Below are 24,942 nucleotides of genomic sequence, written 5' to 3' on the forward strand. Positions count from 1 at the left end.
GTCCTCCGGTTCCCGCATCCGGTCACAAGGCAGGCAAGATGGGGGCGTGACCCTTATCGATCAGCTGCCCCCGACCGCCGACCCGGACGCCCTCTTCGAGGCCTTCTCGTCATGGACCGAATCGCAGGGCATCACCCTCTATCCCGCTCAGGAGGAGGCGCTGATCGAGGTGGTCTCCGGGGCGAACGTCATCCTTTCCACCCCCACCGGCTCCGGAAAGAGCCTGGTCGCGGCGGGCGCGCACTTCACGGCGCTGGCCCAGGACAAGGTCACGTTCTACACCGCGCCGATCAAGGCGCTGGTCTCGGAGAAGTTCTTCGACCTGTGCAAGCTCTTCGGCACGGAGAACGTGGGCATGCTGACCGGCGACGCCTCGGTCAACGCCGACGCCCCGGTCATCTGCTGCACCGCCGAGGTCCTCGCCTCCATCGCGCTGCGTGACGGCAAGTACGCCGACATCGGCCAGGTCGTGATGGACGAGTTCCATTTCTACGCGGAGGCGGACCGCGGCTGGGCCTGGCAGATCCCGATCCTGGAGCTTCCGCAGGCCCAGTTCATCCTGATGTCCGCCACCCTCGGCGACGTCAGGATGTTCGAGGAGGACCTGACCCGCCGCACCGGCCGTCCCACCTCCGTGGTGCGCTCGGCGACGCGTCCGGTCCCGCTCAGCTACGAGTACCGGCTGACGCCGATCACGGAGACGCTCACGGAACTGCTGGACACCCGGCAGTCGCCCGTCTACATCGTGCACTTCACGCAGGCCGCGGCCGTGGAGCGCGCGCAGTCGCTGATGAGCATCAACATGTGCACGAAGGAGGAGAAGGAGAAGATCGCCGACCTGATCGGCAACTTCCGCTTCACCACCAAGTTCGGCCAGAACCTCTCCCGCTACGTGCGGCACGGCATCGGGGTGCACCACGCGGGCATGCTCCCCAAGTACCGCCGCCTGGTCGAGAAGCTGGCGCAGGCGGGTCTGCTGAAGGTGATCTGCGGTACGGACACGCTGGGTGTCGGCGTCAACGTGCCGATCCGTACGGTGCTGTTCACCGCTCTGACCAAGTACGACGGCACCCGGGTGCGCACGCTGCGCGCCCGCGAGTTCCACCAGATCGCGGGGCGGGCCGGCCGGGCGGGCTTCGACACGGCGGGCTTCGTCGTCGCCCAGGCCCCCGAGCACGTCATCGAGAACGAGAAGGCCGTCAAGAAGGCGGGCGACGACCCCAAGAAGAAGCGCAAGGTGGTCCGCAAGAAGGCCCCGGAGGGCTTCGTCGCCTGGTCGGAGACGACCTTCGACAAGCTGATCACCTCGGATCCCGAGCCGCTGACGTCGCGCTTCCGGGTCACGCACACGATGCTGCTCTCGGTCATCGCCCGTCCGGGCAACGCGTTCGAGGCGATGCGGCACCTGCTGGAGGACAACCACGAGCCGCGCAGGGCCCAGCTCCGGCACATCCGGCGGGCCATCGCGATCTACCGTTCGCTGCTCGACGGCGGTGTGGTGGAGCAGCTCGACACCCCGGACGCCGAGGGCCGGATCGTGCGCCTCACCGTCGATCTCCAGCAGGACTTCGCGCTGAACCAGCCGCTGTCCACCTTCGCGCTGGCCGCCTTCGACCTGCTGGACCCCGAGTCCCCTTCGTACGCCCTGGACATGGTCTCGGTCGTCGAGTCGACGCTGGACGATCCGCGGCAGATCCTCGCCGCGCAGCAGAACAAGGCGCGGGGCGAGGCCGTCGGGCAGATGAAGGCGGACGGCGTCGAGTACGAGGAGCGGATGGAGCGGCTCCAGGAGGTCACGTACCCCAAGCCGCTGAGCGAGCTGCTCTGGCACGCGTACGACGTGTACCGCACGAGCCATCCGTGGGTCGGCGACCATCCCGTGTCGCCGAAGTCGGTGATCCGGGACATGTACGAACGGGCCATGACGTTCACGGAGTTCACGTCGAACTACGAGCTGGCCCGCACCGAGGGCATCGTGCTGCGCTATCTGGCGAGTGCGTACAAGGCGCTGGAGCACACCATCCCGGACGACCTGAAGTCCGAGGACCTGGAGGACCTGATCGCCTGGCTCGGCGAGATGGTGCGTCAGGTGGACTCCAGTCTGCTGGACGAGTGGGAGCAGTTGGCCAACCCGGAGGTTGAGACCGCCGAGCAGGCTCAGGAGAGGGCCGACGAGGTCAAGCCGGTCACGGCCAACGCACGCGCCTTCCGGGTCCTGGTGCGCAACGCGATGTTCCGCCGGGTGGAGCTGGCCGCGCTGGACCGGGTCCGTGATCTGGGCGAGCTCGACGGCGACTCGGGCTGGGACGAGGACGCCTGGGGCGAGGCGATGGACGGTTACTGGGACGCGCACGAGGACCTGGGCACGGGTCCGGACGCGCGCGGCCCGAAGCTGCTGAAGATCGACGAGGAGCCGGAGCACGGTCTGTGGCGGGTGTGGCAGGCCTTTGCCGACCCGGCGGGGGATCACGACTGGGGCATCCGTGCGGAGGTCGATCTGGCGGCCTCCGACGAGGAGGGCCGGGCAGTCGTCCGGGTTACCGCCGTGGGTCAGCTGTGACGAAGGACAGGGCATCGGAAGTGGAGACGAACGGCATGACGACGAACCCCGCCGACCTCCTGGTCGATCTTCTCGACCTGGAGCGGATCGAGGTCGACATCTTCCGTGGGCGCAGCCCGGAGGAGTCCCTGCAACGGGTGTTCGGCGGCCAGGTCGCGGGGCAGGCGCTGGTCGCGGCCGGGCGCACCACGGACGGGGACCGTCCGGTGCATTCGCTGCACGCCTACTTCCTGCGGCCCGGCCGTCCCGGCGTGCCGATCGTGTACCAGGTCGAGCGGGTGCGGGACGGCCGGTCCTTCACGACCCGCCGGGTCACGGCCGTGCAGCAGGGCCGGACGATCTTCAACCTGACGGCTTCCTTCCACCGTCCCGAGGAGGCGGGCTTCGAGCACCAGTTGCCGCCCGCCCGCACGGTGCCGGACCCGGAAGAGCTGCCGACGGTCGCCGAAGAGGTGCGCGAGCACCTGGGCGGGCTGCCGGAGGCGCTGGAGCGGATGGCGCGGCGTCAGCCCTTCGACATCCGCTACGTCGACCGGCTGCGCTGGACGCGGGAGGAGATCAAGGACGCGGACCCCCGCAGCGCTGTGTGGATGCGGGCGGTCGGCCCGCTGGGCGACGACCCGCTCGTGCACACCTGCGCGCTGACGTACGCGAGCGACATGACGCTGCTGGACGCGGTCCGGATCCCGGTGGAGCCGTTGTGGGGACCGCGGGGCTTCGACATGGCGTCGCTGGACCACGCCATGTGGTTCCACCGGCCGTTCCGGGCGGACGAGTGGTTCCTGTACGACCAGGAGTCGCCGATCGCCACGGGCGGCCGGGGTCTGGCCCGGGGGCGGATCTACGACCGCCAGGGTCAGTTGCTGGTGTCGGTGGTCCAGGAGGGGCTGTTCCGCCGTCTCGACGGCGCGTAGACCTGTCGGGGGTCAGGTGCCGGGCAGCGGGTCCTGGTCGACCTCGTGCCGGCGGGTCCGGATGTCCGGGCCCGCCGGATGCAGTTTGGCGTCGCAGGCGGGGCCGAGTCCGGTGCGGCGGGACTCCACGCCGGTGAGGGGCCGTCCGCACAGGGCGCACCGCACCTGGCGGCGGGCCTCGCGGCGGCCGGCTTCCGGCTGCGGTCCGGGAAAGAGTTCGGGAAGGGGCTCGGAGGATTCCACGTACGGATCCTCTCAAGCCGGCAGGACATGTCACGGAGGGGCACAGCGGTGAGCAGCGTACTGAGGATGGGGCCGTCGGCGCGGGCGGAGGGGCAGGGGGCCGAGGGCGGTGTCCCCGCTCCGGTGCGGGACCTGGTGCTGTGCGTGGACGGTTCGGCGCCCGAGCGCGTGGCGGCGTACGTGGAGCGCGAGCTGCCGCCGGGAGGCATACCCGCCTACCGGGCGGCGCGGGGCGGCGGTGCGCGCTCCTTCGTGCTGTGGGCGGACGAGCACCGCCGGGAGCGGCTGGCCACCCTGGTGACCGTGTCGGCCGGAAACGGTGTCTCGACGTACCAGGTGCTCGGTGCGCACGGCGAGCCCATCGGCACGTTCGTCCGCGAGAAGGCGCTGCGTGGCAGGGGCCTGCGCACCCGGTGGACGGTGACTCCGGCGGGCGGACCTCAGGCGGTGGGCTTCAAGGGCCGGATCTTCTGGTGGTACGTGTGGTGGCTGTTCTCGCCGTTGCAGACGCTGATCATCGTGCTGAGCCTGCTCAGCGGCAGTGGTGACGCGGCGCGCGGTCCCCGTCGCATCGTGTGGCGTGCGGGCGGGCGGGCCGCGTTGGAGTTCACGTCGAAGGACGACTCGGTGCGGCTGCACGCGCAGGGGTACGACTGGCGGCTGGGCGCGGCGCTGGTGGCGCTCCTGCGCACCTTCGACAGCTGGCTGCTCGGCACGGAGTGGGACGACAGGAAGAAGTGACGGGGGTCAGTCACGCTGCCGGTCGAGTGCCTCGTCCTGGGTGCGCGCCGCGGTGATGAGGGAGAGGTGGGTGAACGCCTGCGGGAAGTTGCCCAGTTGCTCTCCGCTGGGGCGTACGGGGTGGGAGCCGCGGTAGCCGTCGAGGTGGCCGAGGATTCCTCCGTCAGGAGGGGTTCCCCGTCGACGCGGTACATGATCCGGAGTGCCTCGCCGTCGATGTCCTCGTCCCCAGGCGGGCGCCGAGCCGGTGGGTGAACGCGGTGGCCTCCTCCGCGAAGCCCAGGTCCAGCAGGGCACGCACCGACAGGGCACCGCCCCTGACGCAGGTGTGCCTGTGGTCCCGGTTGCGTTCGCCGCCGATCTGCTCGGGCAGGCCCAGGGTGGCGGCGGTGCCTCACTCGACGAGACCAGGGCGCCCGTCTGCAGGTCGCCCACCAGACCGTGTGCCGCTATGGGAGGGTGTCGGTCCATGACCGTCCAATCTCCGGCATATCACCATCCGGCCCACTGTCCGCCTCGCGGCACCCGGCCGTTCGCCCTGCCCGGCGGAGGTACGCGATGGACATGATCCATGTCCGCGCGGTGAGCCCGCCCGACCGCACCGACCGGGTCGTGGAGCTCCTCGCCGACGACCCGTACGTGCTGAACCTGATCGTGCAGCGGGGCGCCGCCCGCAAACCGGACGGTGACTCCGTCGCCTGCGACGTGCTGGCGGGGGCGGCGAACGAGGTGCTGCACGGTCTGCGGGACCTGCGGGTCGACATCCTCGGCTCGCTCGTCATCGAGCCGGTGGACATGGCGTTCGCGGGGCGGGCCTCGGACGCCGCGGTGCGCCGCCTCGGGGTACTGGCCGACGCGCCGGTGTGGGAGCAGGTGGAGGCGCGCATCAGGTCCGAGGGGAGGTACGCGCCGAGTTTCTACCTGTACCTGGTCATCGCGGGTCTCATCGGTTCGGTCGGCATCGTCACCAACTCACAGATCCTGATCGTCGCGGCGATGGTCGTCGGTCCCGAGTACGGGGCGATCGTCGCGGTGGCGCTGGGCATCGACGGGGGCGACCGGGGCATGGTGCGGCGAGGCCTGTCGGCCCTCTGTGTGGGGTTCCTGCTGACGATCCTGGTGACCTTCCTCTTCAGCCTCGTCATCCGCGGTTTCGGCTTTCAGTCGGAGGCCTTCGACGCGGGGCTGCGGCCGGTCTCCAACCTGATCAACACACCGAACTTCTTCTCGGTCGCCGTCGCGACCCTGGCCGGGATCGTGGGCATCGTGTCGCTCACCGAGGCCAGGACGAGCGCACTGCTCGGGGTGTTCATCTCCGTCACGACCATTCCCGCCGCCGCGGACATCAGTGTGTCCACGGCGTTCACCAGCTGGTCCGCGGCCGGGGGCTCGCTCGTCCAGCTGCTTGTCAACATCGCGGTGCTCGTCGTGGTCGGCGCCGCGGCGCTCAGGTGCCAGCGGGCGATCTGGCGGCGGGTGGCCCTGCGCCGGGACAGGAACGCACAGCAGGCCTGACGGGCGTACGAAGGCCGGAACGGGCCGGATTCCGGTCGAACCGGGATGATGGTGGGCAGGCTCCGCACGCCGCTCAGGCAGTCAGGAGGGTTTCCGATGGCCCAGGACGCCACCTCACCGCTCCGCGTCACGCCGGGCGCGACCCCCGGGGAGCGGGCCGCGCTCGGCAAGGCGGCCCGCCGTCGGACGCCCCGCTCCAGCCATGCCGTGTTCGAGCCGGCGGCGGACCGCGCGGACCCGCTGGACATCCTCCGGACCCAGTCGGCGGCGAGGGTGCCCGAACTCGTGCCGATCCGGTACGGGCGAATGGCCGAGTCCCCCTTCCGCTTCTACCGGGGGGCCGCCGCCGTGATGGCGTCCGACCTGGCGGGCACGCCGGATTCGGGGATCCGGGCCCAGCTGTGCGGCGACGCCCATCTGATGAACTTCAGGCTGCTCGCCTCCCCCGAGCGCCATCTGCTGTTCGACATCAACGACTTCGACGAGACGCTGCCCGGGCCCTGGGAGTGGGACGTCAAGCGGCTGGCGGCGAGCCTCGTCATCGCGGGGCGGGCGAACGACTTCTCGGACCGGGAGCGGGCGGACATCGTGCGGGCCACGGTGCGTTCGTACCGGGAGTCGATGACCCGGTTCGCCGGCATGCGCAATCTCGAGGTCTGGTACACCCGGACCGACGCGGACCTCCTGCACGGCCTGGCGGCGGAGAAGCTGGCCGCGCGCGGCCGCAGGCGGCTGGCCGAGCTGACCGCGAAGGCCCGCACCCGGGACAGCCTGCAGGCCTTCGCCAGACTCACCGAGACCGCCGAGGGGCGACTCCGCATCGCCCCTGACCCGCCCCTGCTCGTACCGCTGACGGACCTGCTCCCCGAGGCGGAGCGTGGCGCGCTGGAGCAGCGGGTCCACAAGCTGCTGCGGCGCTACGGCCGCAGCCTCCCCCCGGACCGCCGGGCCCTGCTCGCGGACTTCCGCCCGGCGGACATGGCCCGCAAGGTCGTGGGCGTGGGCAGCGTCGGGACCCGTTGCTGGATCATCCTGCTGCTGGGCAGGGACGGCGCGGACCCGCTCTTCCTCCAGGCGAAGGAGGCCGACACCTCGGCGCTCGCCCCGTACGCCGGGCCGAGCGCGTACCGGAACCAGGGCGAGCGGGTGGTCGCGGGCCAGCGCATGATGCAGGCCGCCGGGGACATCTTCCTCGGCTGGGAACGGGTGGACGGTATCGACGGCAGGCGGCGCGACTTCTACGTGCGCCAGCTGCGCGACTGGAAGGGCATCGTCGAGCCGGAGCTGATGGTGCCGCGCGGGATGCGGGCGTTCGGCGAGCTGTGCGGGGCGACCCTGGCCCGCGCCCACGCGCGGTCCGGTGACCGGATCGCCATCGCGGCGTACCTGGGGCGCGGCGACGTGTTCGACCGGGCGCTGGCGACGTTCGCCGAACGGTACGCCGACCGCAACGAGCGGGACCACCGGGCGCTGACCGACGCGGTGGCCACGGGCCGGCTTCCCGCGGCCGGGCAGGACGACCGGTAGGCGGCCGGAACTCCGCACCTCACCGGTAGGCGGCCGGAACTCCGCACCTCGGCAACTGCCGACGCCGCAGGACTCGCCACACCCCAACAGCCAGGACATCGCGGACAGAACACCACATCGTGGTATCACCGTGTGGACCCCGTCGGGACAGCGCGTTCCGGCCGGGGCCCGACACCGAGGAGACCATGACCATGTCGGCCGAACCGGTCGGAACACCCGGCACGGAGTCCCCCGACCCGATGAAGGTCGTCCGCACCCGGGGATACGCGGTTCTCCTGATCATGGTGGCGATCCTCGGAGTCCCCATTTCCGCCGCGGCGTTCGGCTTCCTGGCCCTCGTCCACGAACTGCAGTCGCTGACCTACGAGGACCTGCCCCGGGGCCTGGGCTTCGACGGGACGCCGTCGTGGTGGCCGGTGCCGCTGCTCGCCGTGGCCGGCCTCCTGACCGGGCTGACCATCCGCCACCTGCCGGGCCTGGGCGGACACAGGCCCGCCGAGGGCATGGTGAACACGGGCCCGGCGACCGCGGCGGAGCTCCCGGGGATCACACTGGCCGCGCTGGCCTCCCTCGGGCTCGGCGCGGTGCTCGGCCCGGAGGCTCCGCTGATCGCCCTCGGCGGCGGCCTGGCCGTGTACGCGGTACGCCTGGTCAAACCCGGAATCGAGCCCGGCGGGCGCGCCCTGGTCGCGGCAGCCGGGAGCTTCGCGGCCGTCAGCGCCCTGCTGGGCTCGCCGCTCCTCGGCGCGTTCCTGCTGATGGAGGCGTCAGGCATCGCCGGGACGATGCTCGGCGTGGCGCTCGTGCCGGGGCTGCTCGCCTCGGGCATCGGCTCGCTCATCTTCATCGGACTGGGCTCGTGGACGGGGCTGGGTACGTACTCCCTGACCCTTCCCCACGTGCCGCACACGGGGCAGCCGGGGTTCGCGGAGTTCGGCTGGGCGGTCGCGCTGGGCCTCGCGGCCGCTCTCGTGGGCACGGGGATCAAGCGGCTCTCGCTGTACCTGCAGGAGCGGGTCGAGCGGCGCAGGGTGGCCGCCACCGTGGGAATGGGTGTGATCGTCGGCGTACTCGCGCTCCTGTACGCCGAGAGCACCGGGGAGGATGCCTCCGAGGTGCTCTACTCCGGCCAGGACGCCCTGGGCGGGCTGCTCGGCGACAACGCCGCGTACTCCGCCGGTACGCTCCTGGTGCTCATCGCCTGCAAGGCGCTTGCCTACTGCGCGTCGTTGAGCAGCTTCCGGGGTGGTCCCATCTTCCCCGCGATGTTCGTGGGGGCGGCGGGCGGACTGGCCCTGTCGCATCTGCCGGGACTCGACGTGACGTCCGGTTTCGCGATGGGGATCGGCGCCATGTGTGTGGCGATGCTGAAGCTGCCGATGACATCGGTACTGCTCGCCACACTGCTGCTGGGCTCCGAGGGCATCACGGTGATGCCGCTCGTGATCGTCTCGGTGGTGGTCTCCTACGTCCTGGTGCTCAGACTCGAGCGTCCCGCTGCGGTCCCGCACACAGCGCCCAGATGACGATAATGTTGATGGCGATGAGCACGAGGGACCAGAACGGGTAGTACGGCAGCCACAGGAAGTGGGCGACCACACCGAGTCCGGCGAGCACGACGCCGACGGCACGCGCCCACAGGGCTCCTGTGAACAGGGCGCAGCCGGCCAGGAGGATGACGATGCCCAGAATGAGGTGGATCCATCCCCAGCCGGTCAGGTTGAACTGGAACACGTAGTTGCGGGTGGCGACGAACACGTCGTCCTTGGCGATGGCGGCGATCCCCTCGAGGATCGCCATGGCCCCGCCGAAGATCATCAGCACGGCCGCGAAGACCGTCCAGCCGGACGCGGATGAGCGCGAGCCCACGGTGTCGTGATCCGCTCGCGCACCGCTCACATTTCTGGCCATGTGGGCCTCCTCGGTTCTCCAGCCGCCACCGGCCCGAATGAACCGGTATGCGGCTTATCTTTCGCTTATCAGCCTGACACGGCATCACCCACTCGGCACACCGACCCGGAGGCTCACCCCCATGTCTCTCCTCAGGGATAAGATCCTGGATATGAGAGATAACGACGAGCCGGACTCCGTCGGCGCCCGGCTCGCGGTCCGGCTGGGCCGGCTCCGCACCGAACACGGGTGGTCGCTGGACGAGCTGTCGCGGCGCACCGAGGTGAGCCGTTCGACCCTGTCGCGGCTGGAGCGCGGCGAGCTGAGTCCCACCGCCACCGTGCTGGGACGGCTGTGCACGGCGTACGGGCGGACGATGTCGCGGCTGCTGATGGAGGTGGAGGCCGCACCACCGGCCCTGGTGCCCGCCGACCGGCAGCCGGTGTGGCGGGACGAGCGGTCCGGGTTCGTACGCCGCTCCGTCTCACCGCCGCACAGCGGCCTGCGCGCGGAGATCGTCGAGGGCACGCTCGACGCCGGCGCCGCCCTCTCGTACGAGGAACCACCGGTGCCCGGTGTGGAACAGCACATCTGGGTACTGGAGGGCACGGTCGAGATCACCGTCGACGACACCGTGCACACCGTGCGCCGCGGTGACTGCCTGCGCTTCCGGCTGCGCGGCCCCTCGCGCTTCCACTGCCCGGGCCCGGACCGGGCCCGCTACGCCCTGCTGATCGTCCTGCCGTGAACTCCGTGAGAGGACCCCGCCCCATGACCGAGATCGTCCCCGTGACCGGCCCCGAGCTCGTCACGTACGCCGACGAGCTGGCCGCCCTGCTGATCGAGACCGTGGAGGGCGGCGCCTCGGTGGGATTCCTGAGGCCGCTGGACCGGGCGTCCGCCGCCACCTGGTGGCGGGAGCGGGCCGTCGCGGTCGAGGCGGGGCACCACCAGGTCTGGATCGCCCGCGACGGGGAACGGCTGGCCGGCACGATCGGCCTTGTCATGCCCGCCCTGCCGAACGCCCGCCACCGCGCGGAGGTCGCCAAGCTGATGGTTCGCCCCTCGGCCCGGGGCCGGGGGGTCGGCCGGGCCCTGCTGGCAGCCGTCGAGCGGTCCGCGGCTGCCGAGGGGCTGGCACTGCTGGTCCTGGACACCGAGACGGGCAGTCCGGCCGAACGGCTCTACAGGGCGGCGGGCTGGACGGAGTGCGGATCGATTCCCGCGTACGCGGGCGACCCGGCCGGCGTACTGAGGGCGACCACCTTCTACTACAAGGCGGTCGGCCCCGCGAATCCACTGGCGGCACAATGAACAGCGACGCCACGCAACAGAGGAGACCTTCCATGACGCTGCACGACATCCCGCTCCGCACCCTTACCGGCGAGCCCACCACGCTGGGGGCCTACGAGGGCTCCGCGGTCCTGCTGGTGAACGTCGCGTCGAAGTGCGGCCTCACCCCGCAGTACGCCGGTCTGGAGCGGCTCCAGAAGGAGTACGGGGACCGCGGCTTCACCGTGCTCGGCGTGCCCTGCAACCAGTTCGCGGGCCAGGAGCCGGGCTCCGCGGAGGAGATCCAGACATTCTGCTCGACGACGTACGGGGTCAGTTTCCCGCTCCTGGAGAAGGTCGACGTCAACGGCGAGGACAGGCATCCGTTGTATGCGGAACTGACGAAGCTGGCCGACGCCGAGGGTGCGGCCGGTGACGTCCAGTGGAACTTCGAGAAATTCCTGATCTCCCCGGCCGGCGAGCCGGTCGCCCGGATCCGGCCCCGGACCGAGCCGGAGGCCCCCGAGGTCCTCACCGCCATCGAGGCACACCTGCCGAAGAAGTAGAACGGCCCCGGGGGCCGGGCCGTCGTGCGGTCCGGCCCCTAATGTCCGTCAGCGGATGGGCATCCCCGACAGTGTGCGGGCGATCACCAGGCGCTGGATCTCGCTCGTGCCCTCGAAGATCGTGTAGATCGCGGCGTCCCGGTGCATGCGCTCCACCGGGTACTCCCGGGTGAAGCCGTTGCCGCCGAGGATCTGGACGGCCTGGGCCGTGACCGACTTGGCCGTCTCGCTCGCGTAGAGCTTCGACATCGAGCCCTCGGCCGCGTCGAACGGCTTCCCCGCGCTCGCCATCCAGGAGGCCCGCCAGACCAGCAGCCGGGCGGCGTCGATCTGCGTGCGCATGTCGGCCAGCTGGAACGCGATGCCCTGGTTGTCGATGATGGGGCGGCCGAACTGGGTCCGGGTCTTCGCGTAGTCGAGGGCGACCTCGTAGGCGGCGCGGGCGGTGCCGACCGCCATGGCGCCGACGGCCGGTCGGGACGCCTCGAAGGTGGCCATCGCGGCGTTCTTGACGCGCTCACCGCCGGACCGGGCGCGTTCACGGGCCCGGGCGAGGCGCTCGTCGAGCTTCTCCTTGCCGCCGAGCAGGCAGTGCCCGGGCACCCGGGCGTCCTCCAGGACCACTTCGGCGGTGTGCGAGGCGCGGATGCCGTGCTTCTTGAACTTCTGCCCCTGGGACAGGCCCGGGGTGGCGGGCGGGACGATGAAGGAGGCATGGCCCTTCGAGCCCAGCTCCGGATCGACGACGGCGACGACGACGTGGACGTTGGCGATGCCGCCGTTGGTCGCCCAGGTCTTCGTGCCGTTGAGTATCCACTCGTCCTTGGCCTCGTCGTACACCGCGCGGGTGCGCATCGAGGCGACGTCGGAACCGGCGTCCGGCTCGGAGGAGCAGAAGGCGGCGAGTTTCACGTCGTCGGCGTCGCCGTACATCTGCGGGATCCAGGTGCCGATCTGTTCCTCGGTGCCGTTGGCGAGGACACCGACGGCCGCCAGGCCCGTGCCGACGATCGACAGGGCGATACCCGCGTCACCCCAGAACAGCTCCTCCATGGCCACCGGGATGCCGAGGCCCGTAGGGTCGAAGAACTGCTGGGCGTAGAAGTCGAGGGAGTAGATTCCGACCTTGGCGGCCTCCTGGATGACGGGCCAGGGCGTCTCCTCACGCTCGTCCCACTCCGAAGCGGCCGGTCGGATCACATCCGCGGCGAAGCCGTGAAGCCAGTCACGGACCTGCTTCTGGTCGTCGTTGAGTTCGAGCGTGAACTCGGCCATGTTCCCTCCAAGCACTGCCGGACAACGGTACGTTACTCACGGTAACACCAGTCTGTTACCAGCAAGTAGTCACTGTCAACCGCTCAACCGCGGATCCGCGCACCGCAGGGCATGGTGTTACGTTGCCCGGGCGTCAAGAGATCGCGGGACAGCTTGCGGGGGCGGGGAGAGACGACATGGAGACCACACGAGGGGCCGAGCGACAGCGGACGGCGGCCGAGCGCCGCCGCCGGGAGCTGCTGGAGGCCGCGGACCGCGTGGTCCTCCGGGAAGGCCCGCAGGCGTCGATGAACGCGATCGCCGCGGAGGCCGGGATCACCAAACCCATCCTCTACCGCCACTTCGGCGACAAGGGCGGCCTCTACCGCGCCCTCGCCAAGCGCCACACCGACGCCCTGCTCAGCGCCCTGCGCGCCGCGCTCGACGCCCCGTCCGAGCGCCGCGAGCGGGTCGAGGCGACCCTGGACACGTATCTCGCGGCGATCGAGGCCCGTCCGCAGGTCTACCGCTTCCTGATGCACCCGTCCGACGACGCGGCACCCTCTCCCGAACAGGGCTTCGACGTCGGCCGGCACTCCGCCCCGTTGCTGCGCAGGCTCGGCGAGGAGCTCGGCATGGTGATCTCCGAACGGGTCGATCTCGGACCCGACGGCGATCAGATGGCCCGGATCTGGGGCCACGGCATCGTGGGCATGATGCACGCGGCCGGCGACTGGTGGCTGGGCGACCGCCCCTGCTCGCGCGAGCAGTTGGTACGCAGCCTCGCCGACCTGCTCTGGGGCAGGCTGGCCGAGGCGGGCGACCTGCCGGGCGGCCCCGGCTTCTGAACCGCCGGCCCTCCGGGGGCCGGTCCGCACGCCGGTCCGCACGCCGGGACCGGTCCGTACGCCGGGATCAGTCCGTACGCCTCCACGGCGCCCGCCGGGCCGCGCGCAGCACTCTGGCCCGGCGAAGACCGGTCAGCCGGTCCGTGTAGACCCGGCCGTCGAGGTGGTCGCACTCGTGCTGCAGACACCGGGCGAACCAGCCGGTGCCGGTGACGCGCACCGGTTCACCCGTGACGGTGCGGCCCTCGACCACCGCGCGGTCGAAGCGCGGGGTGCCCGCTTCGAGGCCGGGAAGTGAGAGGCACCCCTCCGGTCCGCGTACGGTGATCCCGTCCGCCTCGACGAGTACCGGATTGACGAGATGGCCGAGATGCCTGACCTCGTCGTCGTCCGGGCAGTCGTAGACGAACACCTTGAGCGGAACCCCGACCTGGTTGGCGGCCAGCCCCACACCCTGCGCCGCGTACATGGTGGCGAAGAGGTCCTCGACCAGCCTCGCGAGCGAGGGCCCGAAGTCGGTGACGTCCTCGCAGGGACTGTGGAGCACCGGGTCGCCGAGCACACTCATGGCGCGGACGAGTCCGGAACTGCCGGGGATCGGGCGGTTTCGCATGGGGAGAAGGGTACGTTCCGGGTGACCTCCACGTTCCGCCCGGTGCCGACGTGCGGTTGCGGTGCCGGACATCGATAGGCTGGGCGCGGACTATGCAAGGAGGATCTAGGACGATGGCAGGCAACACGGAGCCGTTGTCGCCGCGGGCCAAGCTCGCCGTGACGGCGGGCAAAGCCGCGGCGGCGGTGTCGCGCGCTGCGGGGCGCGGCAGCGGATCGGTGATCGGCGGCCGGGTGGCGCTCAAGCTCGACCCCGACCTGCTGGGGCGGCTGGCGCAGCACTTGGACGTGATCCTCGTGTCCGCGACGAACGGCAAGACGACGACCACCAGACTGATCGCCGAGGCCCTGCGGGCCGCCGGCCCGGTCGTGTCGAACGCGCTCGGCGCCAACATGCCCGCGGGGATCACCTCCGCGCTGGCCGGCGGCTCGGACGCGAAGTACGGCGTGATCGAGGTCGACGAGAAGTACCTCGCCGGCGTCGCACGCGACACGACGCCGAAGGTGATCGCGCTGCTCAACCTCTCCCGCGACCAGCTCGACCGCGCGGCGGAGACCCGGATGCTGGCCGAGAAGTGGCGTGAGGGCCTCTCCGGCTCGAAGGCCGTGATCGTGGCCAACGCGGACGACCCGCTGATCGTCTGGGCGGCGTCCTCCTCCCCCAACGTGGTGTGGGTGGCCGCGGGACAGGCGTGGAAGGACGACGCCTGGTCCTGCCCGTCCTGCGGCGGTGTGATGCAGCGCCCCGGCGACGACTGGTTCTGCGGTCAGTGCGGTTTCCGCCGCCCCGCCCCCAGCTGGGCGCTGAACGGCGACTACGTACTGGATCCGCACGGTTCCGCGTGGCCGATCCACCTCCAGCTGCCGGGCCGCGCCAACAAGGCGAACGCCACCAGCTCGGCCGCCGTCGCCGCGGTGTTCGGTGTGCCGCCCCAGGTCGCCCTGGAGCGCATGTACCAGGTGCAGGCCGTGGCGGGCCGCTACGACGTCGTCACCTTCCTCGGCCGTGAGCTGCGGCTCCTGCTGGCGAAGAACCCGGCTGGCTGGCTCGAGACCTTCTCCCTGATCGATCCGCCGCCCACCCCGGTGATCCTCTCCGTGAACGCCCGCGGCGCGGACGGCACGGACACCTCGTGGCTCTGGGACGTCGACTACACCCAGCTCTACGGCCACCCGATCTTCGTGCTCGGTGACCGCAAGCTGGACCTCGCGGTCCGCCTGGAGGTCGCCGGGCTGGACTTCCGTGTCTGCGAGACCCTGGACGAGGCCGTCCAGATGTCTCCGCCCGGCCGCATCGAGGTCATCGCCAACTACACCGCCTTCCAGGATCTGCGCCGTCGTGTCGGCAACTGACCCCGGCGCGGGCCACCCCCGGAGAGGACGAAGCATGAGCAACAACGGCCTGCGGCTGGTGTGGGTCTACCCGGACCTCCTCAGCACCTACGGCGATCAGGGCAACGCCCTCGTGGTGGAGCGCCGGGCACGGCAGCGCGGTCTTGACGTGTCGCGCGTCGACGTGCGCAGCGACCAGCCCATCCCGACCTCGGGCGACATCTACCTGATCGGCGGGGGCGAGGACCGGCCGCAGCGGCTGGCGGCGGAGCGGCTGCGCCGCGACGGCGGGCTGAGCCGGGCCGCTTCCAACGGCGCGATCATCTTCTCGGTCTGCGCGGGCTACCAGATCCTCGGCCACGAGTTCATCAACGACCTCGGCGAGCGCGAGCCCGGCCTCGGGCTGCTCGACGTGATCTCCACGCGGGGTGAGGGTGCCCGGTGCGTCGGTGACGTGCTCGGGGACATCGATCCCAACCTGGGGCTGCCGCCGCTGACCGGATTCGAGAACCACCAGGGCATCACCCACCTCGGCCCGACGGCCAGGCCGTTCGCCCGTACCCGGATCGGGCGGGGCAACGGCACGGGTGACGGCACCGAGGGCGCGTACAACGACACGGTGTTCGGTACGTACATGCACGGTCCGGTGCTGGCACGCAATCCGCTGATCGCCGACCACCTGCTGAAGCTGGCCCTCGATGTGAACGCGCTGCCGCCGTGCGACGACCGCTGGTACGAGGCGCTGCGCGCCGAGCGGATCGCCTCGGCGACGACGCCCGCCTGACGTCCTCCGGCCTGCACGGCCTTCCGTGCGGACACGCCCTCTTGACGGGCCGTCCGCGATCGTGGGGTTTCGTGTACGGCTGGTGTACGTCCAGCAGTCGGACAGTGGGTTCGGTCCCGCCACCTTGCGCCGGTAGGGTGGCGGGGATCCAACCGGACGACGTGGTCCGGTCGTCGGCCCACGTTGCAAAGGTTTCCCGGGCAATGCGAATTGGTGTGCTCACCTCCGGCGGCGACTGCCCCGGCCTCAACGCCGTCATCCGTTCCGTCGTGCACCGCGCGGTGGTCGACCACGGTGACGAGGTCATCGGCTTCCACGACGGTTGGCGGGGCCTCCTCGAGTGCGACTACCGCAAGCTGGACCTCGACGCGGTGGCCGGCATCCTCGCCCGGGGCGGCACGATCCTCGGTTCGTCCCGGGTCCAGCCCGCGCACCTGCGTGACGGTGTGGAGCGGGCCAGGGGCCATGTCGCCGATCTCGGTCTGGACGCGATCATCCCGATCGGCGGTGAAGGCACGCTGAAGGCGGCCAATCTGCTGTCCGAGGCGGGGCTGCCCATCGTCGGTGTGCCCAAGACCATCGACAACGACATCGCCTCCACCGACGTGACCTTCGGGTTCGACACGGCCGTGGGCGTCGCGACAGAGGCCCTCGACCGGCTGAAGACCACGGCCGAGTCGCACCAGCGGGTGCTGATCGTCGAGGTCATGGGCCGGCACACCGGCTGGATCGCCCTGCACTCGGGCATGGCGGCGGGCGCGCACGCGATCGTCGTCCCCGAGCGGCCCTTCGACATCGACGAGCTGACCGCGCTCGTCGGCCGCCGTTTCTCGGACGGCAAGAAGTTCGCGATCGTCGTCGTCGCGGAGGGCGCCAAGCCGCGCGAGGGCTCGATGGACTTCACCCAGGGCACCAAGGACGTCTACGGTCACGAGCGGTTCGCCGGAGTGGCGACGCAGCTCTCGGGCGAGCTGGAGCAGCGCCTCGGCAAGGAGGCCCGCCCGGTGATCCTGGGGCACGTCCAGCGCGGCGGCACACCGACCGCGTACGACCGTGTCCTGGCCACCCGCTTCGGCTGGCACGCGGTGGAGGCCGCTCACCGCGGTGAGTTCGGCATGATGACGGCCCTGCGCGGCACCGACATCACGATGGTTCCGCTGGCGGCGGCCGTGGAGACCCTGAAGACGGTCCCGGCGGAGCGCTACGCCGAGGCCCAGTGCGTGCTCTGATCCGTACGGCGTCCTGTGGACCGCCCCCGGCCGCGACCGCGGCCGGGGGCGGTTCTACTCTGGAGCGGACAACCGGCACGAAACGGGGACGTCCCCAGCGGGAGTGAACAGATGGATCACAGCGGGCACGGCATGAACATGGATCTGCCGCCGTTCACGCTGGGACGTGGGCTCGAATTCTCCGCGGACCCGTTCTTCCTGACCGGCTGCGTCGCGGCGCTCGTCCTGTACGGGTACGCGGTGCTGCGGCTGCGCGGGCGGGGTGACAGCTGGCCGGTCAACCGGATCGCGTTCTTCGTCGTAGGTGTGCTGACCATCGCCCTGGTGACGTGCACCGGACTCAACGACTACGGCATGGTCATGTTCAGCGTCCACATGGTGCAGCACATGGTGATCAGCATGCTGTCGCCGATCCTGCTGCTGCTCGGTGCGCCCGTGACGCTGGCGCTGCGGGCGCTGCCGGTGGCCGGACGAGGCCGCACCGGCCCGCGCGAGGTGCTGCTCATGCTCCTCCACAGCCGCTACATGAAGATCATCACGCATCCCGTGTTCACGATCCCGCTCTTCATCGCGAGCCTGTACGGGCTCTACTTCACCCCGCTGTTCGACTTCCTGATGGGCTCGACGGTCGGCCATCTCGCGATGATGCTGCACTTCCTCGCGGTCGGCCTGGTGTTCTTCTGGCCGATCATGGGGGTGGACCCGGGGCCGCACCGGCCGGGCTACGTGATGCGGATGCTGGAGCTCTTCGCGGGCATGCCGTTCCACGCGTTCTTCGGCATCGCGCTGATGATGGCGAGCCAGCCGATGGTGGAGACGTACACGAACCCTCCGGCCTCGCTCGGGATCGACGCCCTGGGTGACCAGTCCGCCGCGGGCGGTATCGCCTGGGCCTTCAGCGAGATCCCCTCCGTGCTGGTGCTGATCGCGCTGGTCTTCCAGTGGTACCGCTCCGAACAGCGTACGGCCAAGCGTGCCGACCGGGCCGCGGACCGTGACGGTGACAAGGAGCTGAACGCGTACAACGCCTATCTGGCCTCTTTGCAGGCGCGCGGACAGTAGCGCCCGGCACACCTCCGGGGTGACCATGGCTTCAACGGCCGTGCGGCCGGTGAGGAGCGTGCGCCCATGCCCGGATCCACGAAGACCATGGGAGTGCTGACCGTCGGGACGCTGGTCGCGGTGACCGCGTACACGGTGGCGTTGGGGAGCAACGGCTGGCTCTGGTTCGGCTGGGTGGTCCTGGGACTGGCCACTCTGGGAATGCTGGCCACCCGGGACACCTGAGCGCGGGGCGCCGGGCCGGACGGCCGTGCCGCGCGGGCGGCGGGTGGCATCTCGCGGCGTACCGCGGCGGAGGAGGAGCGGGGGACGGTACTTCCACGTGAGGTGGAGGATGCCGCGGCGGCGGCCTCGCCGCTGACCGGTCGGGGCGCTCGGCCTCGTGCGCGGGGCGGCCGCTTCGGCCACGGCGGCCGGCATCCGGGACGCGACCGACGCTCCTGCGGCCGACCGGCCATGTTCGTGCGCCGCGATCGCGCACACCACCCTGGCGGCTCGGGCCATTGGAAACGCCACCGGATCGGCGCCGAGCGGTATTGCGCGCTCGCAGGTCCGTTCAGGGACGTCGGCATCGGGGTACCCGACCGGGAGTGAATGACCGACCGGCCCGGCCCAGGAGAGCGCTCCCGTCCGGACCGGGCGGTGGGCACGGTCGGCGCACGCGGAGTTCGGCGATGTGCGAGGTTGTGTCACGTGACCTGGTGGAACACGGTCACCGGCCGATCTGGAGTGGGGAGAGACAGTGTTCTATTACGTCCTGAAATATGTCGTGCTGGGACCACTGCTGAGGCTGGTGTTCCGGCCCCGTATCGAAGGACTGGAGAACATTCCGGACGACGGCGCCGCCATCGTGGCGGGGAACCACCTGTCGTTCTCCGACCATTTCCTGATGCCCGCGATCATCAAGCGGCGTATCACGTTCCTCGCGAAGGCCGAGTACTTCACCGGTCCGGGCATCAAGGGAAGGCTGACCGCCGCCTTCTTCCACAGCGCCGGGCAGATTCCGGTGGACCGGTCGGGCAAGGACGCGGGGCAGGCTGCGATCCGCGAGGGGCTGGGGGTGCTCGGCAAGGGCGAGCTGCTGGGGATCTACCCGGAAGGGACCCGCTCGCACGACGGACGCCTGTACAAGGGCAAGGTCGGGGTCGCCGTGATGGCGATCAAGGCGGGCGTCCCGGTCGTTCCGTGCGCGATGGTCGGCACCTTTGAGATCCAGCCGCCCGGGAAGGTCGTGCCCCGGATCAAGCGGGTCACGATCCGTTTCGGCGAGCCGCTGGACTTCTCCCGCTACGCGGGTCTGGAGGACCAGAAGGCGGCGATCCGGGCGGTGACCGACGAGATCATGTACGCCGTACTCGGCCTCTCCGGACAGGAGTACGTCGACGAGTACGCGGCCAAGGTGAAGGAGGCGGCACAGGCCGAGCAGCCCAGGAAGTTCCCCCGGCGCCGGAGCTGAGGGCGGAATCTGCTCCTGGCAGACAGCCCTGGCCCGGCGGTGTCGGGGCGCCTAGCGTTTCCCGTATGAGCAGAGGACGAGCGTTCGTACTGGGCGCCACGGGGCAGATCGGCAGGGGCGCGGTGCTGGCTCTGGCCGAGGACGGCTGGGACGTGACTGCGGCGTCGCGTGGGGGCGGCCGGGCCGACGGCTGGCCGGCCGATGTCCGCTGTGTGGCGCTCGACCGTGAGGCGGAGGGCGCGACGGCCGCCGCGCTGGGCGACGGCTGTGACGTCCTGGTCGACATGGTGGCGTTCGACGGGGCCCACGCCCGGCAGCTGACGGGGCTGGCCGGCCGGATCGGATCGGCTGTCGTGATATCCAGCGGCGCGGTCTACGAGGACACCGAGGGGCGCAGCTTCGACACGCAGGAGAAGCCCGGTGGTGCTCCCCGCTATCCGCTGCCGATCCCCGAATCGCAGCGCACCGTCGCGCCCGGGGACACGACGTACGCCACGCGGAAGATCCGGCTGGAGCGGGAGCTGCTCGCGGCCGGTGACACGCTGCCGGTGACGCTGCTGCGGGCGGGGGCGATCCACGGGCCCCACTGCCGCACGCCGCGCGAGCTGTACTTCGTGAAGCGGCTGCTGGACGGACGCGCACGCCGGGTGCTCGCGTACGACGGGGAGTCCCGCTTCCATCCCGTCCATGTCTCCAACCTCGCGGAGCTGATTCGGCTCGCCGCCCTGCGGCCCGCTTCGCGGGTGCTCAACGCCGGGGACCCGCAGGCACCGACGGTCGCCGAGATCGGCGCGGCCGTCGACTGCGTGCTCGGCCGGACGACCGAGACGGTGCTGGTGGCGGGCGCCCCTCCCGGGGGAGGCGTCGGCGAGACACCGTGGACCGCCGCTCATCCCATCGTCTACGACATGACGGCCGCCGGTCGGGAGCTCGGCTACGAGCCGGTGACGGGCTATGCGGAGTCGCTCCCGGAGACCGTCGAGTGGCTCGCCTCCCGGTTGCACGGGCGGCAGTGGACGGAGGCCTTCCCGAAGATGCTGCGGAACTACGGCGAGGGCCTCTTCGACTACGCGGCGGAGGACGCCTGGCTGGAGCGGTACGACCGTACGGTCTGAGGCCGGTGGGACGGGCCGCCGGCCGGGTGGAATCCCGGCCGCCGGCCCGTCACCCGGACCGGGTGGTGCCTACGGCTTCGGCGCGGCGGGAGCAGCGCTACGGCTTCGGCGCGGCGTGCGGTGCGCACGTCACATCGCGGCGGTCGGTCCTCCCCGTGAGCAGGTAGGTGTCCACCCGCTCGTTGACGCAGGGGTTGACCAGGCCGGTGACTCCGTGGGAGCCGGCGTCCTTCTCGGTGATGAGCCGGGATCCCTTGAACCGCTTGTGCAGCTCGACGGCGCCCTCGTAGGGAGTGGCGGCGTCACGCGTGGACTGCACGATCAGCACCGGGGGCAGGCCCTTGCCGGTCCTGACGTCCAGCGGGGTCTGCTGCTCGGCCGACCAGGTCGCACAGGGCAGGTTCAGCCAGGCGTTGGCCCAGGTCATGAACGGGTACTCCTGATGCAGCCGGGTGTTGTCCCGGTCCCACTTCCTCCAGCTGGTGGGCCACTTGGCGTCGGCGCACTCGACGGCCGTGTACACGGCGTTGCTGTTCTCCGAACGGGCGTTGCCCGCGGTGTCCGACAGGTCGGGAGCAGCGGCGTCGATCAGCGCCTGCGTGTCGCCGGCCAGATAGTCGCTCCAGATCCGGGCGGTGGGTGCCCAGGCGGAGTCGTAGTACGGCGCGCCCTGGAAGAACCCGATGAGCTCGGCCGGGCCGAGGACGCCGCCGATCGGGCTCTTCCTGGCCGCCGCGCGCAGGGTCAGCCACGCCTGCTCGACCTCCTCGGGTGTGTCGCCGATGTGGTAGGCGGCGTCGTTCTCCGCGACCCACGCCTTCCAGTCGTCCCAGCGGGTCTGGAAGGCGACGTCCTGGTTGAGGTTGGCCTCGTACCAGATGTTGTCCTGCGCCGGGTTGACCACGCTGTCGACCACCATGCGGCGCACGTGGGTCGGGAAGAGGGTGCCGTAGACCGCGCCCAGGTAGGTGCCGTAGGAGACACCCAGGAAGTTGAGCTTCTTCTCACCGAGTGCGGCGCGGATGACGTCCAGGTCGCGTGCGGTGTTGGGCGTGGTCATGTGCGGCAGCATGTCGCCGCTGCGTTCGACGCAGCCGTCCGCGTACTCGGCGGCCAGCTTGCGCTGCGCGCGTTTGTCGGCCTCGCTGTCGGGCACCGGGTCGGCCTTCGGCGCCTTGACGAACTCCTGCGGGTCGACGCAGGAGATGGGCGCCGAGTGGCCGACACCGCGCGGGTCGAAGCCGACGAAGTCGTAGGCCTTGGCGGTGTTCGCCCAGAGCGGGTTCTTCGTGACGACGCGCTTCGGGAACGCCATGCCCGAACCGCCGGGACCGCCGGGGTTGTAGAGCAGGGCGCCCTGGCGCTCGGCCTTCGTGCCGGTGCTGACGTGCCGGTCGACGGCGAGTTCGATCTGCTTGCCGTGCGGCTCGGCGTAGTCGAGCGGTACGGTCACCCATCCGCACTGGATGGGTACGGCGATCGCCCACTCGGCCGGACAGTCAGCCCAGTCGATGCCCGCCTTCGCCGCCTTAGCGGCGGCGATCTGGACGCCACGCGCCTCGGTACCACCGTGGTGCCGGCCGTCGGCACCGGCGGCCGGCACGGCTATCGCGCCCGCTATGAGCGTGCCCGCGATCAGAGTGCCGGCCGAACCGAGCACTGTTGTGCGTCTCAAGTGGAACCTCCCCCTGTGTGTGGCGCCGCCGGGGCGGCGCACGAGTTCCCGCGTCCAGCGGATCCTTTCGTCTGTGCGGTTGCTGAGGACAGGGCGTGCGCGTGTTTCTTTACCGAACCAATAGCCGGTGCGTACTGTCCCGCTGAGCGGACTCAGGCCCCGCGAGCTGTCCTCAGCCTCTCCGACAGCCCGTCCAGCAGCCCTTCCAACGCGTCGTCCAGGACGACGCGCAGGAGCCGGGCGTCCGGGGCCAGCGCCGTCACCAGAACGGCCGGTCCGGCCAGTGGTGTGAGCACGGCGGTGGGACCGAGCCCCCGGGGTGCGGGCGGAGCGGCCTCGAACGCCGGGTCGACGACGAGCAGTTGCCCGACGGCCCGGTGGCCGCCCAGGACAGCGGCACCGTCCCATCCGCCGGGGGCACCTGGTCCGTACGCCAGCTGCTGGTCGAGCAGCGGACGGCCGGCCCGCCGGACGGTCAGGCGGGTGGTGAGACTGCCGGTGTCCTCGCCGTGCCGGCCCAGGATCTGCTCCTCGCGCAACACCAGCCGTGCGGTGGGCGCGAGTTCGACCCGGGTGGTCTGGTCGAGCTCGCTGCCGCACGCGGAGATGAGCTGCTCGGGGAGCCAGCGGAGCTCGGCGCCCTCCCCCGCGCTCAGGCGCAGGTCGTACGAGGCGCGGCCCGCGTCAGGTCCCGCGCCGGGGAGCGCCACGGTGGCGGCGACGGAGTCCACGGTGAGCAGCGCGCCGTCCTCGGCCCGGGCTTCGATGGCGAGCCGGTCTCCGCCCAGGGGCGCACTCATCGCGCCGACCACGGTGACCCGGGCGTATCCGGGCTCCGGCGATCTCGTGCGGCGCAGGGCGAGCGGCCCTTCGCTCTCCAGCACGGGGAGGGCGGTGCCGCCGCGGCCGTCGGGGACCGCGGTCATCCGCGCGGTGGCCTTGACGCTCATGCGGCCCAGGCGGCGAGCTGCGCCCGTACCCAGTCGGCGACGGGCGCGACCCCCTCGGCGGAGGTGAGGGAGGTGAACACGACGGGGAGGTGGCCGCGTTGCTCTGCGGCGTCGCGGGCCATCCGGTCCAGGTCGGAGCCCACGTACGGGGCGAGGTCGGTCTTGTTGATGACGAGGAGGTCGGCGGTGGTGACTCCCGGGCCTCCCTTGCGCGGGATGTCGTCGCCGCCGGCGACGTCGATGACGAAGACCTGTGCGTCGACGAGCCCCTTGGAGAAGGTGGCCGTGAGGTTGTCGCCGCCGGACTCGACGAGGATGAGGTCGAGGGGCCCCACGGAGTCCTCCAGGTCCTCCACCGCCTCCAGGTTGGCGGAGATGTCGTCGCGGATGGCGGTGTGCGGACAGGCACCGGTCTCGACGGCCTGGATGCGTTCGGGCGGCAGGACGGCGTTGCGGAGGAGGAAGGCGGCGTCCTCACGGGTGTAGATGTCGTTGGTGACGACGGCGATGGACAGCCGGTCGCGCAGGGTGCGGCACAGGGCGGCGACGGTGGCGGTCTTCCCCGAGCCGACCGGTCCGCCGAGACCGATGCGCAGGGCGCGACGGGTCCCGTCGGGACGTGCGGCGTCGGCACTGACGGCTGCGGGCCCGTGGTGGGTGTGGTCGAGGTGCATGGGTGCGGCTCCTGGCGGTGTCGGGGCGGTGGGGGCGGTCTGGCGGGGTTCAGGAGGCGAACAGGCGGACCGGCCAGGCCGCGTGTCCTTCGGCGGTGATGTCGAGCAACGGGGCGGAGGCGGCGGGTAGTGCGTCGATGCCGTCCCGTGCGGCCGCTGCGGCCTGTTCGGCGACCTGGTCGAGCGCGGGTGCGAGGCGGGCGAGGACTGCGGTGGCCTCGAAGGGGTCGAGGGAGAGCAGCCTGACGACCGCGGTGGCCGGACCGCTCACCGCTTCGTAGGCGACGCAGTGTGCGGCGTCCTGCGGGGTCAGGCCGGCGGCGCGTGCGGTGAGGCCGAGGACGACGGGGTGGTGGGCGCCGCGCGGCCGGGCTTCGGCGAGCGCGGCCAGTTCGGGGCTGGGCCAGGTGGCCCGTGCCGCCCGCATGAGCTGGCGACCGAGCTTGCGCCCGACGGCCCGCAGCGCGGGTGACGGGGTGCGGGCGTCGGCGGCCTCGTCGAGCGTGAGCGGGTCGAGGCCGTGGGCCGCAGCCGCGGCGAGGGCTGCGGAGGTGAGGCCGGTGGTGTGGAGTCTGCCCAGGCAGAAGCCGGCCAGGTCCTGGGCGTCGCGGATGTGTCCCGCCTTGACGGCCGGCTCGGCGCCACCGGAGTGGGCGTGGCCACCGGCGGGGAACCGGCCGTCGGCGAGGACGAGCAGGGCGGCGCGCGTGGTCATGGGTGCAG

The 24,942-nt window shown here is 71.2% G+C and carries 25 protein-coding genes and 1 pseudogene; 17 read left to right on the plus strand and 9 right to left on the minus strand.

Annotated elements, in window-relative coordinates; genetic code table 11:
* The first annotated feature begins 46 nt into the window (after nt 1-46).
* Nucleotides 47-2,560: a DEAD/DEAH box helicase gene (locus ACFWVP_RS11160; RefSeq protein WP_384495585.1), complete on the plus strand. Its 2,514-nt coding sequence runs from the start codon at nt 47-49 to the stop codon at nt 2,558-2,560.
* A gap of 35 nt (nt 2,561-2,595) precedes the next feature.
* Nucleotides 2,596-3,474, plus strand: a complete 879-nt coding sequence (locus tag ACFWVP_RS11165) for an acyl-CoA thioesterase (protein WP_384495586.1) — start codon at nt 2,596-2,598, stop codon at nt 3,472-3,474.
* Between the two features lie 12 nt (nt 3,475-3,486).
* Here the strand turns inward: ACFWVP_RS11165 and ACFWVP_RS11170 are convergent, their stop codons facing one another.
* Nucleotides 3,487-3,717 carry a DUF6011 domain-containing protein gene (locus ACFWVP_RS11170; RefSeq protein WP_384495588.1) on the minus strand — a complete coding sequence of 77 codons (231 nt, stop codon included), beginning with the start codon at nt 3,715-3,717 and terminating at the stop codon, nt 3,487-3,489.
* A gap of 48 nt (nt 3,718-3,765) precedes the next feature.
* On the opposite strand from ACFWVP_RS11170, the gene ACFWVP_RS11175 reads away from it, so the two are divergent.
* The gene (locus tag ACFWVP_RS11175; protein WP_384495590.1) at nt 3,766-4,458 is read left to right on the plus strand and encodes a hypothetical protein; all 693 of its coding nucleotides are present in this window, start codon (nt 3,766-3,768) and stop codon (nt 4,456-4,458) included.
* A 6-nt stretch (nt 4,459-4,464) separates the two neighbouring features.
* Here ACFWVP_RS11175 and ACFWVP_RS11180 read toward each other — a convergent pair.
* Nucleotides 4,465-4,846 (minus strand): annotated as a pseudogene (locus ACFWVP_RS11180) (hypothetical protein); the annotation flags it as partial.
* A gap of 170 nt (nt 4,847-5,016) precedes the next feature.
* Between ACFWVP_RS11180 and ACFWVP_RS11185 the strand changes: the two are divergent.
* The 3 genes from ACFWVP_RS11185 to ACFWVP_RS11195 all read left to right on the plus strand — a co-directional run bounded on the left by ACFWVP_RS11185 (nt 5,017) and on the right by ACFWVP_RS11195 (nt 9,026).
* Complete coding sequence (locus ACFWVP_RS11185) at nt 5,017-5,973, plus strand: DUF389 domain-containing protein (protein ID WP_384495591.1); 957 nt, start codon at nt 5,017-5,019, stop codon at nt 5,971-5,973.
* Between the two features lie 96 nt (nt 5,974-6,069).
* Nucleotides 6,070-7,500 (plus strand): DUF2252 domain-containing protein, encoded by a 1,431-nt coding sequence (locus ACFWVP_RS11190; RefSeq protein WP_384495593.1) that lies wholly within the window; start codon nt 6,070-6,072, stop codon nt 7,498-7,500.
* A 191-nt stretch (nt 7,501-7,691) separates the two neighbouring features.
* Nucleotides 7,692-9,026: a chloride channel protein gene (locus tag ACFWVP_RS11195; protein ID WP_384495595.1), complete on the plus strand. Its 1,335-nt coding sequence runs from the start codon at nt 7,692-7,694 to the stop codon at nt 9,024-9,026.
* Here ACFWVP_RS11195 and ACFWVP_RS11200 read toward each other — a convergent pair.
* Entirely contained in the window at nt 8,980-9,411 is a 432-nt protein-coding gene (locus tag ACFWVP_RS11200; protein ID WP_384495597.1) for a hypothetical protein, read from the minus strand. The genes ACFWVP_RS11195 and ACFWVP_RS11200 overlap by 47 nt on opposite strands.
* A 151-nt stretch (nt 9,412-9,562) precedes the next feature.
* Between ACFWVP_RS11200 and ACFWVP_RS11205 the strand changes: the two genes are divergently transcribed.
* From ACFWVP_RS11205 to ACFWVP_RS11215, 3 genes are read left to right on the plus strand one after another with little or no spacing between them, the layout of a single operon-like run.
* Nucleotides 9,563-10,138, plus strand: a complete 576-nt coding sequence (locus tag ACFWVP_RS11205) for a helix-turn-helix domain-containing protein (protein ID WP_384495599.1) — start codon at nt 9,563-9,565, stop codon at nt 10,136-10,138.
* Nucleotides 10,139-10,161: 23 nt separating this feature from the next.
* Nucleotides 10,162-10,704: a GNAT family N-acetyltransferase gene (locus ACFWVP_RS11210; protein WP_384495601.1), complete on the plus strand. Its 543-nt coding sequence runs from the start codon at nt 10,162-10,164 to the stop codon at nt 10,702-10,704.
* A gap of 32 nt (nt 10,705-10,736) precedes the next feature.
* Nucleotides 10,737-11,228, plus strand: coding sequence for a glutathione peroxidase (locus ACFWVP_RS11215; protein WP_384495603.1), 492 nt, complete (start codon nt 10,737-10,739; stop codon nt 11,226-11,228).
* Nucleotides 11,229-11,276: 48 nt separating this feature from the next.
* Here ACFWVP_RS11215 and ACFWVP_RS11220 read toward each other — a convergent pair whose 3' ends face one another.
* Complete coding sequence (locus ACFWVP_RS11220) at nt 11,277-12,503, minus strand: acyl-CoA dehydrogenase family protein (protein WP_384495605.1); 1,227 nt, start codon at nt 12,501-12,503, stop codon at nt 11,277-11,279.
* Nucleotides 12,504-12,679: 176 nt separating this feature from the next.
* Between ACFWVP_RS11220 and ACFWVP_RS11225 the strand changes: the two genes are divergently transcribed.
* On the plus strand, nt 12,680-13,330 hold the full coding sequence (locus ACFWVP_RS11225) for a TetR family transcriptional regulator (protein ID WP_384495607.1): 651 nt from the start codon (nt 12,680-12,682) through the stop codon (nt 13,328-13,330).
* 67 nt (nt 13,331-13,397) lie between these two features.
* Here the strand turns inward: ACFWVP_RS11225 and def are convergent, their stop codons facing one another.
* On the minus strand, nt 13,398-13,943 hold the full coding sequence (gene def / locus ACFWVP_RS11230) for a peptide deformylase (RefSeq protein ID WP_384495609.1): 546 nt from the start codon (nt 13,941-13,943) through the stop codon (nt 13,398-13,400).
* Between the two features lie 113 nt (nt 13,944-14,056).
* Here def and ACFWVP_RS11235 point away from each other — a divergent pair, with 113 nt between their 5' ends.
* The 7 genes from ACFWVP_RS11235 to ACFWVP_RS11265 all read left to right on the plus strand — a co-directional run bounded on the left by ACFWVP_RS11235 (nt 14,057) and on the right by ACFWVP_RS11265 (nt 20,920).
* Complete coding sequence (locus ACFWVP_RS11235) at nt 14,057-15,295, plus strand: MurT ligase domain-containing protein (protein WP_384495611.1); 1,239 nt, start codon at nt 14,057-14,059, stop codon at nt 15,293-15,295.
* A gap of 34 nt (nt 15,296-15,329) precedes the next feature.
* Entirely contained in the window at nt 15,330-16,058 is a 729-nt protein-coding gene (locus ACFWVP_RS11240) for a type 1 glutamine amidotransferase (protein WP_384495613.1), read from the plus strand.
* A gap of 203 nt (nt 16,059-16,261) precedes the next feature.
* Nucleotides 16,262-17,287 carry a 6-phosphofructokinase gene (locus tag ACFWVP_RS11245; protein WP_384495614.1) on the plus strand — a complete coding sequence of 342 codons (1,026 nt, stop codon included), beginning with the start codon at nt 16,262-16,264 and terminating at the stop codon, nt 17,285-17,287.
* 111 nt (nt 17,288-17,398) lie between these two features.
* Nucleotides 17,399-18,349, plus strand: coding sequence for a cytochrome c oxidase assembly protein (locus ACFWVP_RS11250; protein ID WP_384495615.1), 951 nt, complete (start codon nt 17,399-17,401; stop codon nt 18,347-18,349).
* Between the two features lie 66 nt (nt 18,350-18,415).
* Nucleotides 18,416-18,574, plus strand: a complete 159-nt coding sequence (locus ACFWVP_RS11255; protein ID WP_014157621.1) for a hypothetical protein — start codon at nt 18,416-18,418, stop codon at nt 18,572-18,574.
* A 517-nt stretch (nt 18,575-19,091) separates the two neighbouring features.
* Nucleotides 19,092-19,805 (plus strand): lysophospholipid acyltransferase family protein, encoded by a 714-nt coding sequence (locus tag ACFWVP_RS11260; protein WP_384495617.1) that lies wholly within the window; start codon nt 19,092-19,094, stop codon nt 19,803-19,805.
* A 65-nt stretch (nt 19,806-19,870) separates the two neighbouring features.
* Nucleotides 19,871-20,920 (plus strand): NAD-dependent epimerase/dehydratase family protein, encoded by a 1,050-nt coding sequence (locus tag ACFWVP_RS11265; RefSeq protein ID WP_384495619.1) that lies wholly within the window; start codon nt 19,871-19,873, stop codon nt 20,918-20,920.
* Between the two features lie 97 nt (nt 20,921-21,017).
* Here the strand turns inward: ACFWVP_RS11265 and ACFWVP_RS11270 are convergent, their stop codons facing one another.
* The 4 genes from ACFWVP_RS11270 to ACFWVP_RS11285 form a co-directional block, all read right to left on the minus strand.
* Nucleotides 21,018-22,595, minus strand: a complete 1,578-nt coding sequence (locus ACFWVP_RS11270) for an alpha/beta hydrolase (protein WP_384495620.1) — start codon at nt 22,593-22,595, stop codon at nt 21,018-21,020.
* 152 nt (nt 22,596-22,747) lie between these two features.
* The gene (locus tag ACFWVP_RS11275; RefSeq protein WP_384495622.1) at nt 22,748-23,545 is read right to left on the minus strand and encodes an urease accessory protein UreD; all 798 of its coding nucleotides are present in this window, start codon (nt 23,543-23,545) and stop codon (nt 22,748-22,750) included.
* On the minus strand, nt 23,542-24,219 hold the full coding sequence (gene ureG, locus ACFWVP_RS11280; protein ID WP_384495624.1) for an urease accessory protein UreG: 678 nt from the start codon (nt 24,217-24,219) through the stop codon (nt 23,542-23,544). The genes ACFWVP_RS11275 and ureG overlap by 4 nt, the downstream gene beginning before the upstream one ends.
* A 49-nt stretch (nt 24,220-24,268) precedes the next feature.
* Nucleotides 24,269-24,934, minus strand: a complete 666-nt coding sequence (locus tag ACFWVP_RS11285) for an urease accessory protein UreF (protein ID WP_384495625.1) — start codon at nt 24,932-24,934, stop codon at nt 24,269-24,271.
* Nucleotides 24,935-24,942: the final 8 nt, after the last annotated feature.

Source organism: Streptomyces sp. NPDC058637, from assembly GCF_042717325.1.
Taxonomy (GTDB): domain Bacteria; phylum Actinomycetota; class Actinomycetes; order Streptomycetales; family Streptomycetaceae; genus Streptomyces.

Bases quoted from the DNA above. Each gene is read 5' to 3' on its own strand.
- ACFWVP_RS11275 (WP_384495622.1), bottom strand. From the start codon at position 23,545: ATGAGCGTCAAGGCCACCGCGCGGATGACCGCGGTCCCCGACGGCCGC.
- ACFWVP_RS11165 (WP_384495586.1), top strand. From the start codon at position 2,596: ATGACGACGAACCCCGCCGACCTCCTGGTCGATCTTCTCGACCTGGAG.
- ACFWVP_RS11285 (WP_384495625.1), bottom strand. From the start codon at position 24,934: ATGACCACGCGCGCCGCCCTGCTCGTCCTCGCCGACGGCCGGTTCCCC.
- ACFWVP_RS11190 (WP_384495593.1), top strand. From the start codon at position 6,070: ATGGCCCAGGACGCCACCTCACCGCTCCGCGTCACGCCGGGCGCGACC.
- ACFWVP_RS11210 (WP_384495601.1), top strand. From the start codon at position 10,162: ATGACCGAGATCGTCCCCGTGACCGGCCCCGAGCTCGTCACGTACGCC.
- ACFWVP_RS11235 (WP_384495611.1), top strand. From the start codon at position 14,057: ATGGCAGGCAACACGGAGCCGTTGTCGCCGCGGGCCAAGCTCGCCGTG.
- def (WP_384495609.1), bottom strand. From the start codon at position 13,943: ATGCGAAACCGCCCGATCCCCGGCAGTTCCGGACTCGTCCGCGCCATG.
- ACFWVP_RS11200 (WP_384495597.1), bottom strand. From the start codon at position 9,411: ATGGCCAGAAATGTGAGCGGTGCGCGAGCGGATCACGACACCGTGGGC.
- ACFWVP_RS11215 (WP_384495603.1), top strand. From the start codon at position 10,737: ATGACGCTGCACGACATCCCGCTCCGCACCCTTACCGGCGAGCCCACC.
- ACFWVP_RS11245 (WP_384495614.1), top strand. From the start codon at position 16,262: ATGCGAATTGGTGTGCTCACCTCCGGCGGCGACTGCCCCGGCCTCAAC.
- ACFWVP_RS11185 (WP_384495591.1), top strand. From the start codon at position 5,017: ATGGACATGATCCATGTCCGCGCGGTGAGCCCGCCCGACCGCACCGAC.
- ACFWVP_RS11265 (WP_384495619.1), top strand. From the start codon at position 19,871: ATGAGCAGAGGACGAGCGTTCGTACTGGGCGCCACGGGGCAGATCGGC.
- ACFWVP_RS11255 (WP_014157621.1), top strand. From the start codon at position 18,416: ATGCCCGGATCCACGAAGACCATGGGAGTGCTGACCGTCGGGACGCTG.
- ACFWVP_RS11250 (WP_384495615.1), top strand. From the start codon at position 17,399: ATGGATCACAGCGGGCACGGCATGAACATGGATCTGCCGCCGTTCACG.
- ACFWVP_RS11240 (WP_384495613.1), top strand. From the start codon at position 15,330: ATGAGCAACAACGGCCTGCGGCTGGTGTGGGTCTACCCGGACCTCCTC.
- ACFWVP_RS11205 (WP_384495599.1), top strand. From the start codon at position 9,563: ATGAGAGATAACGACGAGCCGGACTCCGTCGGCGCCCGGCTCGCGGTC.
- ureG (WP_384495624.1), bottom strand. From the start codon at position 24,219: ATGCACCTCGACCACACCCACCACGGGCCCGCAGCCGTCAGTGCCGAC.
- ACFWVP_RS11220 (WP_384495605.1), bottom strand. From the start codon at position 12,503: ATGGCCGAGTTCACGCTCGAACTCAACGACGACCAGAAGCAGGTCCGT.
- ACFWVP_RS11195 (WP_384495595.1), top strand. From the start codon at position 7,692: ATGTCGGCCGAACCGGTCGGAACACCCGGCACGGAGTCCCCCGACCCG.
- ACFWVP_RS11225 (WP_384495607.1), top strand. From the start codon at position 12,680: ATGGAGACCACACGAGGGGCCGAGCGACAGCGGACGGCGGCCGAGCGC.